Origin of the sequence: Sphingomonas naasensis (genome assembly GCF_004792695.1) — a bacterium.
In the GTDB taxonomy this organism is placed as follows: Bacteria; Pseudomonadota; Alphaproteobacteria; order Sphingomonadales; family Sphingomonadaceae; genus Sphingomonas; species Sphingomonas naasensis.
Genome location: NZ_SRXU01000001.1, coordinates 433,805 through 446,476 on the forward strand (window position 1 = coordinate 433,805; position 12,672 = coordinate 446,476).

Annotated in this window: 10 protein-coding genes; 2 read left to right on the forward strand and 8 right to left on the reverse strand. The window is 69.5% G+C overall.

Annotation, left to right across the window (positions count from 1 at the left end; genetic code table 11):
* Positions 1-5 precede the first annotated feature (5 nt).
* Entirely contained in the window at positions 6-731 is a 726-nt protein-coding gene (locus tag E5A74_RS02165; protein ID WP_135982378.1) for a response regulator transcription factor, read from the reverse strand.
* Between the two features lie 146 nt (positions 732-877).
* Here E5A74_RS02165 and E5A74_RS02170 point away from each other — a divergent pair, with 146 nt between their 5' ends.
* Together E5A74_RS02170 and E5A74_RS02175 are read left to right on the forward strand one after the other, a co-directional pair.
* Complete coding sequence (locus E5A74_RS02170; protein ID WP_135982380.1) at positions 878-1,111, forward strand: hypothetical protein; 234 nt, start codon at positions 878-880, stop codon at positions 1,109-1,111.
* Between the two features lie 3 nt (positions 1,112-1,114).
* Positions 1,115-1,534, forward strand: coding sequence for a hypothetical protein (locus tag E5A74_RS02175; RefSeq protein WP_135982382.1), 420 nt, complete (start codon positions 1,115-1,117; stop codon positions 1,532-1,534).
* On the opposite strand, the gene E5A74_RS02180 is transcribed toward E5A74_RS02175, so the two are convergent.
* From E5A74_RS02180 to E5A74_RS21095, 7 genes are read right to left on the reverse strand one after another with little or no spacing between them, the layout of a single operon-like run.
* On the reverse strand, positions 1,501-2,166 hold the full coding sequence (locus tag E5A74_RS02180) for a class I SAM-dependent methyltransferase (RefSeq protein WP_135982384.1): 666 nt from the start codon (positions 2,164-2,166) through the stop codon (positions 1,501-1,503). The two genes, E5A74_RS02175 and E5A74_RS02180, sit on opposite strands and share 34 nt — an antisense overlap.
* Positions 2,163-4,322, reverse strand: a complete 2,160-nt coding sequence (locus E5A74_RS02185; RefSeq protein WP_135982386.1) for a glycosyltransferase — start codon at positions 4,320-4,322, stop codon at positions 2,163-2,165. The genes E5A74_RS02180 and E5A74_RS02185 overlap by 4 nt, the downstream gene beginning before the upstream one ends.
* Complete coding sequence (locus E5A74_RS02190) at positions 4,319-4,918, reverse strand: hypothetical protein (RefSeq protein ID WP_135982388.1); 600 nt, start codon at positions 4,916-4,918, stop codon at positions 4,319-4,321. Before E5A74_RS02190 ends, E5A74_RS02185 begins: the two co-directional genes overlap by 4 nt.
* Complete coding sequence (locus E5A74_RS02195) at positions 4,908-8,252, reverse strand: eCIS core domain-containing protein (RefSeq protein ID WP_135982390.1); 3,345 nt, start codon at positions 8,250-8,252, stop codon at positions 4,908-4,910. Before E5A74_RS02195 ends, E5A74_RS02190 begins: the two co-directional genes overlap by 11 nt.
* 1 nt (position 8,253) lies before the next feature.
* Positions 8,254-10,218, reverse strand: a complete 1,965-nt coding sequence (locus E5A74_RS02200; protein WP_166745567.1) for an ATP-binding protein — start codon at positions 10,216-10,218, stop codon at positions 8,254-8,256.
* Positions 10,215-11,912 (reverse strand): hypothetical protein, encoded by a 1,698-nt coding sequence (locus tag E5A74_RS20750; RefSeq protein WP_166745568.1) that lies wholly within the window; start codon positions 11,910-11,912, stop codon positions 10,215-10,217. Before E5A74_RS20750 ends, E5A74_RS02200 begins: the two co-directional genes overlap by 4 nt.
* Positions 11,909-12,670: a hypothetical protein gene (locus E5A74_RS21095; RefSeq protein ID WP_206365743.1), complete on the reverse strand. Its 762-nt coding sequence runs from the start codon at positions 12,668-12,670 to the stop codon at positions 11,909-11,911. Before E5A74_RS21095 ends, E5A74_RS20750 begins: the two co-directional genes overlap by 4 nt.
* Positions 12,671-12,672: the final 2 nt, after the last annotated feature.

A 12,672-nucleotide genomic window follows, 5' to 3' on the forward strand; every position in this document is an offset into this window, starting at 1 on the left:
GATGGTCAGTTTCGCGTGACGGCCGCGTTCAGCATGTAGCCCACGCCGCGCACCGTGACGATCGGCGCCTTGCCGTGCGCATTCGAGAGCTTGCGCCGCAACCGGCTGATCAGCACGTCGACGCTGCGATCCGAGCTGTCGCCCAGCCGCATGCGCGAGAGCTCGATCAGCCGCTCGCGCGCGATGACCCGTCCGGCATGGTCGCACAGGCTGACGAGCAGATCGAACTCGGCGCCGGTCAGCTCGACCAGCGCGCCGCTAGGCGAGGTGAGCTCGCGCCGGGGAAGACTGATGCTCCAGCCGTCGAACTGGACCAGCCCCTTCACCTGATGCGAGGGCGATTGTTCGGGCGTGCCCCGGCGCAGCACGGCGCGAACGCGCGCGATCAGTTCACGGGTGCCGAAGGGCTTGGCGAGATAATCGTCGGCACCGAGCTCGAGCCCCACCACGCGATCGGTCTCGCTGTTCTTGGCCGAGATGAAGATGATCGGAACGCGGCTGCGCTCGCGGATCATCCGGCACAAATCGATGCCGCTGGTGCCGGGGAGCATGATGTCGAGGACGACGAGATCGACCGGCGACGCCTCGAATGCCAGCCACATCTCGGGCGCGGTCGCGACCGGCCGGACGCGGAAGCCGTGCTCCTGCAATGCGCGCGCAGTGAGCGTCCGGAGCGGGGGATCATCCTCGACGAGGAGAATGGTGGGCGAGGCAACCGACTGATGCAACATCGGGACTGGACCTAAGGGCAGCATCCGCGCGGAACAACCCTTCGCACTGCAGCATCGCCCTGCAGCAACGTTTCGTTACGTACGCGCGAACCGGGAGCAATAGTCGCTCCTTAGCTGGATCCTGGCACCATTTCGAGGAAACAGCCATGCTCATCATGACCTTCGCCGCGCTCGGGCTCGCCGCCGTGCAGACCGCCCCCCGGCAGCCGGTCCAGTATCGCACCCATCATGTCACCGCCGGTCTCAAAGCGGGCTGCAAGGTCTGGGCGGTGCACACGCCGGCCGGCAAGATCGGCAGCCACCGCGCGATCGTGCGCTGCCCCGCCCCGGTCGAGGCGATCGAGGCCGACGCGGCTTCCAAGAGCGATCGGGTCGGCTGAGCGATGCTCCCGATCCTGCTCCTGCTTTCCGCTCCGGCGACGCCCCTGGAACTCGCGTGTCGCGGCGGCGGAATCGCCACCCGCGAGGACGTCGCCACGGTCTATGGCGCGCAGAATAGCGGCAACAGCGCATGGCCCAGCGCGCACGCCCGCGAGACCGGCCGTTTCGAAGGCCCGGTCGCACTTCGCATCGCGGCCGGCGAGAGCCATATTCGCTTGCCGGCGGCCATGCTTCCCGCCGACGCGCAGGGCGGCTGGCTCGCGCTCGGCAAGCTCGAGATGGATGACGGCGCGATCACCGGGTTCGCGGCGATCGATCCGATGAGCCGCCCGAAGGTCCATATCGATCGCGCGACCGGCACGATCCGCATCAGCGGACGCCTGGCATCCTATAGCGGCACCTGCGAAACCACGCGCTCCTGAGCCGGCGTTGGCTGGGCCGCCTGCTGCTCCGGGCGGTGCACCATGATCATCGATCCGGCCCGCGCAGCGACTTCCCAGCCCTCTCTCGCGACGATTTCGTCGACGAAGGCGACGACGCCCGGATAGTAGCTGGCATAATCGTGAAACAGGACCGCGGCGGAAGGCGCGAGGAACGGCGCGAAATGCCGGAAGTCGCGCTCGACGTTCAGCCGATCGTGCAAGCCGTCGACGAACAGCAAGTCGATCGGCCGGCTCCACGCGACTTCGTAGGAAAGGCTGCGCACCGGCTCGACGAAGCGCGCCACGCCGGCGCCCTCGATATTGGCGCAGAAGGCGTCGAAGGTCGGCGTGCCGCGGCTGAGCCGCCGGTCCGCCGCACCCACCGTGCCCTGGTGCGGATCGATCGCATAGAGCCGCGATTCGGGGGAAAGCGCGCGCAGCGCCGCGCCGAGCACGACGGTCGAGCGTCCCTGATAGCTGCCGATCTCGACCAGCGTCCGCGCGCCGCCGCCGCGCGTCACCCAGGCGGCCGCGGCGAGAAGCAGTTCGGCCTCCGAATCCTCGAGCCAGCCGCCGACACCCCGCATGGTCGCGAGGATCTCGGACGGCCGCAGCAGTGCCGGCATGGTCATGCGTGGGTCAACTCCCTCTCCTGCCGGCCGCGCGCGGCGATCCCGGCCCGCCGCAGGATCCGCAGCGTCTCGACGGCGGTCTCGACTTCCCAGTCGCCCGTCGCGACGAGCTCGTCGACAAAGGCGACCACGCCCGGGAAATAATCGGCATAATCGTGGAACGCGACGCGCGCGGCGGGGGCGAGCAGGCCCTCGAACGCGGCGAAATCCAGTGCCACCGCGGGATAGTCATGCAGTCCGTCGACCAGCAGCAGATCCACTGCCTCGGCGGCACCGACCTCGGCCGACTCGCCGGTGCGCGCGAACACCCAGGCGCCGAGCCCCGCGTTCGCGATCATCTGGTCGAAGCGGCCGCGCGTCACTCCCTCACGCGTCAGCTTGTCCTCGCGGCTGCCGGTGACGCCGTCGAAGCGGTCGATCGCCGTCACGCGCGCCTCGCCGGTCGCCGCCTGCGCCGCGCGGCCGAGCAACAGCGTCGCCTTGCCGCAATGACTGCCGATCTCGACCAGATGCCCCGTGGCGCCCTTCCGCCCCAGCGCCGAACGGGCCGCAGCGAGCAGCGCAACGGCTTCGGCGTCGCTCAGCCAACCGGGGAGCGCGCGCATCTCGGCGAGGATTCCTTCCTCCTCGGCCACGGGCGCGGGCAGCGGCGCAGGCGGCGAGCGGCGATATTCGCCGCAGAGCATGCGCACTTGCCGCCGCAGCGGATCGGCGAGCGCGCGGGGCACCGGGTGCATCCAGAAAGCGCGTGGATCGCGCCGCGCCGCGTCGACGTCACGCCCGCTCCAGCGCCGGCGATATTGCGTCCAGTCGCCGCGGCAGGGATTCTGCGCCACCGGAAAGCCGAGCAGCCGTGCCAGCGTCGGGAACAGGATTTCCTCGGTCGCCCATAGCCGCGACGCGCCGAGGATAGCGGTGAGCTGCGGATCCTCGAACAACCCCGCGATCGCGCGTCCGCAATCGGCGCCGATCACCGTGCCGGGCCAGAACGTCCAGTGCACGAACGCCGCCTCGCCGCCTTCGAAGCGCTCGAGAAAAGGACGCCATAATGCGCGTTCGGCCTGCGCGGTCACCGCGGGCGGGATGCGCGTGCCGGGGCCCTGCGGCCGCGCGTCGCTCGAAAGCAGGCCGGGCACGCCGCCATGCGCGGCGAGGAAGCCGGGATAGCCGCCGCGCAGCATCAGCTGGTCGGAGTCGACGATGGTCAGCGCGTCATAGTCACGCGTCCCCAGATGCGCGATGCAGTCGAGCGCGAAATCGTGGAGCTTGCCCCATTGCATCGGCCGCGCACCGGGCACGATCTCGACGCCCCAGCGCTGCCACGGCAATCGCGGATCGACCAGCCCGCCCCGGGCGCTGCCGTCATAGAGCAGGATCGGCGAAACCGGATCGTGCCAGCGCAGGTTGCGCACCAGATCGACCACGCATTCGGGCCGCTCATGCGCGAGCAGCGCATAGACATTGGCGATCGGTTCGCTCGCCGCCGGCGGAGAGGCCCCCGCCCATTCGGCGATCCGGTCGAGCAGCGGCGCGGACGGACGCTCGGTCCAGTAGCCGCCGCGCGTACGCTTGGGGCTGGTATTGGCGTGGTGCACCCGGGCGATCAGCCATTCGCCATCGGCCATCGCCTGGACCTGGGCGTCGCGTGCGTCGAGCACGAAGCGGGTGTCCTCCCCGCTCGGGATCGCGGGAAAGCGCCGCCGCGCCCAATAGTCGCGGCGATAGGCGAGGCTCGCGCCATACACCCAGCGCTGGCGCCCGCCCCAGCGATAATCCCATGCCCGGGCGCCGTCATCGGCGAGGAAGGTCACTGCGGCGAGCCCGACGATGTCGGCGCCGCTCGCGTCGAGCGCAGCGAGCTGGCGATCCAGTCGATCGGGCGCGTGCCAGTCGTCATCGTCCCAATGGACGATGATCTCGCCACGCGCGAGATCGCACAGGCGATTGCGCTTGTCGCCGAGGACACGGCGTTGCTCCTCGCGGAAATAGCGGATGCGCGGATCGCCGGGGATCAGATCGGTGACGCTGTCGGCGCCGTCGTCGAGGATGACGAGCTCGGCATCGTCGCGCTGCTGGGCGAGGAACTGCGCGATCGCCGCCGGCACGAAGCGCCGGCGATCGGCGGTGGGCATGATCGCGGAAATGCGCGGGGTCATGATCCGGCCAGCGCCTGCATCTGGGCATCGTCGGCGAGGCGCTTCTTCCAATCCTCATGGGTGAGGATCTCGCGCAATCCGTCCGCACCGACGTGGCGGGCCAGCAGACCGACGACCTCGGCGAAGGGTGGCACGAGCGGCGCGATCTCGTCTTCGTCGACCAGATGGAGCTTCGCCTCGGGATCGTCGCTGCGATAGGCAAGATGCGCAGAGCGGCCGGCGAGCGCCTCGAATATCGTCATCGCCTGCAGCTTCTTCTTCGCCGCCTCGGGGAACTCCTCGTCCCACAGCACGCCCTCGAGCGGTGCGCTCTTCTCGTCCGCGCCGCCGCGCACCGCCGCCTGCAGAAACGGCAGGATGTTGACCGAGCCCTGTGCCGGCTTGCCCGCCACCTCGCCGTTCCAGACGAGCTTGACGCCATTGCTGGCAGCCAGCGCGGCCTCCACGGGCTTGGGGAGGGGTCTCGCGCCGAGCACCTTGACCACCTCGCGATCGTCGTCGCTGAGCGGTGCGCCGACCTCGAACGTGACCAACTTGATGCCGGGCATCTTCTTCAGGCGATCCGCGGTCGCCTGCCAGTCGGGCTCATGGGCCATTGAGCACTGCTCCTCGTGTGATGAAGGCGGCGACCTGGGCCGCGGTGGCGCCGCGGGCGAGCATCGACGTCGAGAATGCCGCCATCGAGCCATAGGGCCGCCCCTGCTTGCAGAGCGCGGCGGCGCCCGAGCTGATCCCGAAATCGCGGGTCATCTCGGTCGCCGAGGTGAAGTTGACGACGAGCTTGCGCGCGGCGGTGAGCTGCGGAACCGGGATGCCGGCGCTGGCGCTGAGCGACGCCGCCTCGGACTTTATCCATGTCGGCTTGGGCTTCCTGCCCTTCCACAGATACAGGCCCGCCTTGCCGCTGATCCCGGTTGCTGCGGTCTTGCTGCCGCTGATCGACACTTCGACCCAGACCCGATTCTTGATCTTGCCCGATTTGGCACGTGCGAGCCCGGGAATGGCGTGCTCGAAGCTGCGGAACGGCCCGGTGTTGACGCTGTTCGGCGCCGGCACGAGATTGCCGAAATCGCTGCCGCTGCCGCCGATCTTCTCGGAGATGATGTGCATCTGGACCCAACGATCGGTCGCGGTGGTCAGCCCCGCGTCGTAGATCTCCTTGTAACCCTTCTTGGTGACCGGCCACGGGCCGGTGATGCTGCCGCTCTTTGGATCGCCGACGATGATGTCGACCTTGGCGGGGTTGCCATAGCTCGGGTCCGAGTTGGTGCCGTATTCGTTGTCCTTCGGGGGATCGCCGGCCAGCTTCGCGAATGCCGCGCTGACCTTGGCCAGCTGCGCCTTGATCGCGGCGCGGCGGTCCTTTTCGGCCTGCGTCTTGAGCGCCGGCGAGTAGATCACCTGCATCGCCGCGGTGAAGATCGAATTGGCGGTGTTCCACTCGGCCGAACCCTTGTCGGGATGGTTGTCGAGATAGGTGCGCACCGGTTGGAGCGTGGTGGCGATCCCCATCTTGGCATTGTCGTCGCCACCGATGAACTGGAGCGTGTGGCTCTCGCCGTCCTTGTTGGTGAAGCCGAGCTTCTCCTTCCACCAGTCGACCAGCATCGACACGCCCTGCTTGGCCATCTTGCCGAGGCTCTTGGCAGTCGCGACGATCCACGCCACGACCTTGTCGAGCGCCTTGTCGATCGGCGCGCGGATCTTCTTGACCAGCCCGGTGATCGCATCACTGACCTTGCCGAGCCCGGCGATGCGCGCGAGGAAGCTGATCACCAGCACGAGCAGCCCGGCCATGGTCTGCTCGACCTTGTTGGCGGCGGGGGCGATGTTGCCCGCGGCGATCGCGGCGATGCCGTCGATGAACGCCGCCGCCACTTGCGCGATCTGGCGGATGCGTTCGACGAAGAACATGATCGTGTTGTAGATCGCGATGATCGCCTGGATGAACGCGCCGGCGGGCGACAGCATCGACAGCAGCTTGGTCACCGCCGCCTCGACCACCTTGGACTTCACGAAGTCCATCACCGCGTCGATCGCCATCTGCTTGAGGTTTGTGAGCGTCTCGACGATCTTCTGCCACGCCGCCGCCGGGCCTTCGGTGACCAGCGTCTTGACGATGTCGAACCCGGTCTCGAGCGCCTTGACCACGGTCTCGTTGGTCGCGGCGACCAGCTTGGCGCGGACATTGGCCCAAGTGAGCCCCATCACCGAGAGGACGAACTTCAATATCTCGATCAGCGTGAAGCCCGACGGGATGTAGATGCCCAGCCCGCCGAGCGAGCCGGTGAGCCAGCCGATCAGCGCCGCCTTGAGGTGCGCGAGGAAGTTTCTGGCGAACTGGCGGAAGCCCTGGATGCCGGCACGCACCAGCGTGCGCACGAAGCCGATCGGGTTCTTGATGATCGTCGAGAAGGCGCCGCCCGCCTTTTTGAGATACGGGATGACCGTCGGCGCGACGACCGAGAGGATGATCTCGAGCAGCTGCAGCACCGTTCCGCCGGCCCAGCGCATGAAATCGCCGACGAAGCTCGCAAAGGCGCCGATGATCTTCTGAAAGGCGCCAACCAGGGTGACGATGTCGAAGATCGTCAGCGAGCGGATCGTGCTCATCACCCTGCCGGGGATCGAGGTGACCAGCGACAGCGCACCCTTCATCGCCCCCTGGAACCACGCCCAGGCCTTGGCGACGGCGTTGCCCTTCTTGATGTTCTCCCAGATCTCCTTCTGGCCGATCAGCTCCATGAAGCCGCCGATCAACGCCGAAGCCGGGCTCTCGCCCTCGTCGGAGATCGGGTTCTTGCCGAACACGCCGACGAGCAGATCCCATTTGGGGATATTGGCCGCTGCCCAGCGCCCCAGCGGCTTGATGATCGCGTCCTTGACGAGGGTGGCGATGCCGGTGACGAGCCCCTTGCCGAACGTGATCGCCTTGTCGATCGGCGTGGTGAAGATGCGCTTGGCGCGATCCCACAGGCTGCCGAGACGGAAGATGTCACGCCAGCCGAGCGAGTCGATGAACTCCATCAGCGCATCGCGCACCGCGCCGCCGAGATCGGCGAGCGCGGCGAACTGCTCCTCGATGAACTTGCCGCCCTTTTCGAAGATGCCGTGATTCTCGAGCGCCTGGACGATCAGCCCGCCGCCCGGGATGAACTCGATCAGCGCGCGCAATATGTTGGCGCCGCTGCGATCGACCTTCGACATGTTGATCGGGTTGCGCCCGATGATGATCGTGAACAGCCGGAAGCCGGGGATCACGTTCGCCTTGTCGGCGATCCAGTCGAGCGCCTCGCTGACTATGCCGCGCTGGACCTGCGGCTCGCTGCGCTGCTGGACGGTCACCGCCTCCTCGCGCTGGATCACCTCGCGCTGAACGACCTCGCGCTGCTGGATCGTGTGGGTCAGCTCATGCGCGATCAGCTCCATGCCCTCGGGGCTGTCGGGCTTGTAGGCGCCGGCGTTGAAGAAGATGTCCTTGCCGAAGGTGAAGGCCCGCGCGCCCAGCCGCGTCGCGAGATTCTCCGCCTTGCCGCCGGTGTGGACGCGCACGCCGGCGAAGTTCGCCTTGAAGCGCGGCTCGAGGAAGCTGCGGGTATCGGGCGAGAGCGGTTTGCCGCTGCCGGCGAGGGACTTGATCTCGGCGGTGAGCTCGGGCGAGACCTCGTCCTTCTTCGCCTTCGACGGCGCCGGAACCGCGGCCGGCGCACGCGCCGCGAGCATCGGCACCCGCGCCTGCGGCGCCACCACCGGATCGCGCATCTGCATCACCGCGCGCGCGGTGGCGACCGCCTCGCGCTCGGCGGCGTCGCCGGGATCGGAGAGCTTGAGCGCGGTCTGCACCCGCCGCCGGTCGTGCGAGCGTCCGGGCTCGGGCGCGCGCGGCGCCGGGTTCGCCTCCGCGCTCTGCCGGGCCGCGGTCCCCGCCATCTCAGCCTACCGCCGAAAGCAGCGGCTTGAGTGGGCAATGCGCGTCGAGCTTGCGATATTCGCGGAACACTGCGTGGCGCAGCATCTCGTCGCCGATCGGCGCGTCGGCATCGAGCGCGAGCAGCCGCGCGTGCAGCGCGACGTTGCGCAGCTGCCCGCCCGACAGCGCGCAGCGCACCGCGATTTCCTGCACCAGCTCGTCCGCCGCGCGATGCTCGCCGAGATGATGTACGAGAATCTCGTAGCGCCGCAATTCGTCCGGCGCGCGGAACGGGACGACCACGTCCATCCGCCGCTGAAACGCCTTGTCGATCCGGTCGGGCGCGTTGGTGGTTACCAGCAGGATGCCCGAGAAGCTCTCGATCCGCTGAAGCAGGAAATTGGTCTCGAGATTGGCGTAGCGATCATTGGCGTTGCCGACATCGGTGCGCCGCGCCATCAGCGCATCGCCTTCATCGAGCAGCAGGATCGCGTCGAGCGCCTCGGCGGCGGCGAAGGCGCGGTCGAGCGCCTTCTCGGTTTCGCCGATATATTTGCTCACCGTCGCGGCGAGATCGATCCGCCAGATGTCGCGCGCGAGATCGTGCGCCAGCCGGCGCGCGGCGAGTGTCTTGCCCGAGCCCGACGGACCGGCGAACAGCGCGCGGACTCCGGTGGCGCCCGCGCCGGGACCAGCGTGCGCGGCGAGCGCCTCGCGATTGCGGCAGCGCGTGGCGAGCGCGTCGAGCTCGTCCTGCGCGATCCGCTCGAGCGCGAGGAATTCGGGACGATCGCCCGCGTCGATCCGGGCGGCGACGGTCTCCAGCCGCGAATCCTGCAAGTCACGCAGCGCGTGGCGGACATCGTCGCGCGTGATCGCCGCGCGGTTTGCCTGCCGCGCCGCCAGCGCCGCCCCCGCCGCCGCGCGGCGGATCGTCCCCCCGGTCAGCCGAAAGGCATCGGCCAGCCGCGCGATCCCGGCTGCGTCGAGCGAGGGCAGCGCCGCGCGCCAATGCGCCTGCCGCGCTTCGCTGTCCGGCGCAGCGAGCGTCAGCGACACCTGCGGCCGATCGACCAGCCGTACGCCACCGCTCGTACCCGTCACGATCACCAGTCGAACCGGCTCCAGCGCGAAGCCCGGCACCTCGCGCACCTCGCCCACGCCGACGCGCAGCGGCAACGCCACCACCGCCTCGTGGAGGAACGCGAACAGGCCGATCTGCGTCCAGGCCGTGGCTCGATCCGGATCGACATTGGCGACGAGCAACGGCCCCTCGAGCGCATGTGCCAGCGCCCCGGCGAGCGTCGTCCTGCCATTGCGTTCGGGCCCGCGCAGCACGGGCACGAGCATCGCGTCCTCGGCCATTGCGTCAGCGAGCAGCCCGGCACGCGCGCGGATCGGCTCGGGTGCGATGAAAACGTCGAGCGGCTGGAGATCCTGCCGCGGCACCAGCCGGCAATCGGACGGTGCGATCGCTTCTCCGGCGAGCGCATCCCAGACCGGGGCCGACGCGGTGACCTGCCACGCAAAGGGTGGCGCCTCGGGATTGTCGACGAGGATCAGCCCGAGCTGGAGCAGCCGGTTGATCGCGCGGCGCACCGCCTGCGGATCGTCACCCTCCGCGTCGCCGCGCAGCAGCGCAGTGAGCGTCGCCTGGGTCAGCCGATCATGCTCGCCGAGCAGCGCCGCGATCCGCGCATCCTCGCCGACCAGCCCGATCAGGAGCAGCGCCTCGACGGCGCGCCGATCGTCGATCGCGCGGCGGAGCCGTTCGAGCGGCAGGCGGGGCCCGGCCCATTCGCGCAGCGCGGCAGCCCATGCGCCCGCCGACAGCGGCGCCCCGGCCAGCGTCGCGATCTCGGCGGCATAGTCGCCGAGCCAATCGGGCGCCGAATCGCCGAGCCGCTCGGCCAGCGCGGCGCCGGCGCCGAGCAAGGCGAACCGGAGGTGCAGCGCCGGCGTGCGAGGAAGCGCCGCGATGCTCATGCGAAGCGGAACCCGATGGCTCGCCCCGCAGCCGGGATCCAGCCCGGGTCGCGATCGAGACCCGCCAGCCGGATCGCGAGCGGATGTGTGTCGAGCGCGAAGGCAACTTCGATTTGCCCATCGTCGAGCCGCACCGTCCCGGGGCGCCGAAGCAGGGTCTCCACCGCCTCGGCGGAGTCTGTGCTGCCCAGCGCCCGCGCCAGCCGCGCCTCGACATAGCGCGCGAGCGAGTCGACCCAGCGTCGGCGCAGCCAAACCGCCGGTCGCGCCGCATGCCATTGGTCCGCGATCGGAAAGCCCGCGGCGTGCCAGCGGCTGACTCCGGCGCGGCTCCGCACCCGGCGTTGCGCGGCACCGGGCCACGGTGCGAGCCAATCCGCGGGCACCTGCCATGCCGGTGCCTCGAAATTGCGCCCCACCCGTTCGCGCGGCCCCAGCCCGGCAAGCCCGCGCAACACCGGCTCGAGCGGATCGCGGGCGAATTCCGCGCCGATCCAGCGCCGCCCCAGCAACAACAGCAATTCGAACGGCGAAAGACCGCGCACCCGGCGGGCCGGATCGGTGAAATCGCCGTAAAGCCCGAGCGCGAGAAAGGCGTTGAGCAGGAAGAACAACCCCGCACAGTCGCTGCGCACCGAGGTCGAGGCGCCGGCAATCGGCATGGCGGCGGGCGGCAGCTGCGCCGCGCTTTCCCGCGTGCGCGATCCAATAGTCACGGCACGGCGGGCAGCCGATTGCTGCGCATCGGCCATGGTGGTTGGCCGCGAGGACGATTGCTGCTCGCGCATCGCGGCACGCTGCGCCACCGCGCGTGGTTTCCCCGGCGCCGGCGGGGTTGAAGCCGGCGCCACCCTCGCAGCGGCAGGCACCATCGGTGTCCCGCGGATCGCGTTTCCCGAAACCACCGGCGAGGCCGACGGATCGAAGGCCGCCGTGAGCGCATCGGCCAGCGCCTGTGTCGCGACGAGCTCGGGGCGCCGAACCGCGAGCGTCGCGATGGCGATCAGCAGGCCTGCCGCATGTGCCGGGGTAGCGGAACGGGCAAGTGCGATTGCCTCCACGATCGCCGCGGCGGGCACGCTTTTCGGGCCCGGAACGCGTGCGGCAGAAACCGAGTCGGGCCGTTCCCCCGGGACTCGCTCCGGCAGCCGGGCGGTGCTGCCATAGCTCCGCAGCAACAATTCAGCGGCGGTGCGCAGCTCGGCTTCGTCGAACCGGGCAAGCCATGCGCCGGCGATGCCGGCCTCGACCAGCGCCATCATCAGCCCCGGCAACGTGCGCGCGTCGGACAATATCCGGCGGCGCCAGCGCAATTGCGGCGCCTCGCAGTCGGGGATCGCGCGACGCACCAGTTCGGGTAGCTTGGCGCCATCGAGCACCGCGCACACTATCGCCCGCTCCAGCGCCGCCTCGTCCTCGAAATAAAGGCTTTCGCCCGCGCCGATCGCACCGCGGCGCGCGCGCGTCTTCGCGGCGCGGATCCGGTCGATCAGCTCGCCTGCGAACCCTTCGGTGCCGGCAGCGAGCGGCCGATCGACGCGCACCCGCCGCACCAGCAACAACGCACGGTCGGCGACGCCGGTGGCCGCGGGCGACGCCATCGCGAGCGCGCTCGCCAGCCGCGCGCGGTCGCCCGCGCGCGCATTCTCGAGCCGGACCCGATCGACACGAAGGGCCGGCCGCGCTCGACTCACAGCACCGGCGCCTTGCCGCCACCGGCGCTCAACGCGGCGCTATCCTGCCCCCCGTCGGTAACCACGGTCAGGCGATTTTTCGACTTCTCGACGATCGCCGTCGTGGTGGTGAACGTGAAGCCACCCCCGCCGCGCACGAACTTGATCGAGGACGGTGCGATCTGCGTCGCGCCGAGCAGCACGCGTTCGATCTGCCCCTCGCCGATATTGTCGCCCGCGACGGCGACTGTGACGCCCTTGCCGCGCACCGTCGTCGCGGTGATCTTGTCGATCGTCGGTTTGGGCGCGTCGCTCGCCTCGGCCCGGCCGGGGCCGGTCGCAGACAGCTCGGCGGACGAGGACGGCGTCGGCGACGTCCCCGGCGTGGGAGTCGGCGTCGACGTGATCCGGTTGGCCCCTTCGAGCACGCGCAGCCGGGCATCGAGCGACAGCGCCGCGTCGACGAGATCGTTGGCGAACTGCGCGGTGATCAGATCGCCGGGGCGGATCTTGTTGAGCGCGAGCTGTACGAACAGATTGAGCGCCGGACTCGATGCCTGGCTCGCAGCCGGCGTGGGCGCAGGTGCCGGCGCGGGGGTCGGCGAAGGCGCCGGCGCCGGGCCCGGCGTGGGGGTCGGCGCCGCCACCATGTCGAAGACGCCGCTGTCGAACAGCAACGCCTCGATCAAGACCTTGTCGCGATCGCTCAGCTTTTGCTGGCCGAATTGCGAGGCGCTGAATTGCACGTCCTGCGCGGGATTGAACAATGAGTTCGCCATGA

What these genes read in the sequence shown, in the direction of transcription:
- E5A74_RS02165 (WP_135982378.1), bottom strand. Translation starts at nt 731, where the DNA reads ATGTTGCATCAGTCGGTTGCCTCGCCCACCATTCTCCTCGTCGAGGAT.
- E5A74_RS02170 (WP_135982380.1), top strand. Translation starts at nt 878, where the DNA reads ATGCTCATCATGACCTTCGCCGCGCTCGGGCTCGCCGCCGTGCAGACC.
- E5A74_RS02175 (WP_135982382.1), top strand. Translation starts at nt 1,115, where the DNA reads ATGCTCCCGATCCTGCTCCTGCTTTCCGCTCCGGCGACGCCCCTGGAA.
- E5A74_RS02180 (WP_135982384.1), bottom strand. Translation starts at nt 2,166, where the DNA reads ATGACCATGCCGGCACTGCTGCGGCCGTCCGAGATCCTCGCGACCATG.
- E5A74_RS02185 (WP_135982386.1), bottom strand. Translation starts at nt 4,322, where the DNA reads ATGACCCCGCGCATTTCCGCGATCATGCCCACCGCCGATCGCCGGCGC.
- E5A74_RS02190 (WP_135982388.1), bottom strand. Translation starts at nt 4,918, where the DNA reads ATGGCCCATGAGCCCGACTGGCAGGCGACCGCGGATCGCCTGAAGAAG.
- E5A74_RS02195 (WP_135982390.1), bottom strand. Translation starts at nt 8,252, where the DNA reads ATGGCGGGGACCGCGGCCCGGCAGAGCGCGGAGGCGAACCCGGCGCCG.
- E5A74_RS02200 (WP_166745567.1), bottom strand. Translation starts at nt 10,218, where the DNA reads ATGAGCATCGCGGCGCTTCCTCGCACGCCGGCGCTGCACCTCCGGTTC.
- E5A74_RS21095 (WP_206365743.1), bottom strand. Translation starts at nt 12,670, where the DNA reads ATGGCGAACTCATTGTTCAATCCCGCGCAGGACGTGCAATTCAGCGCC.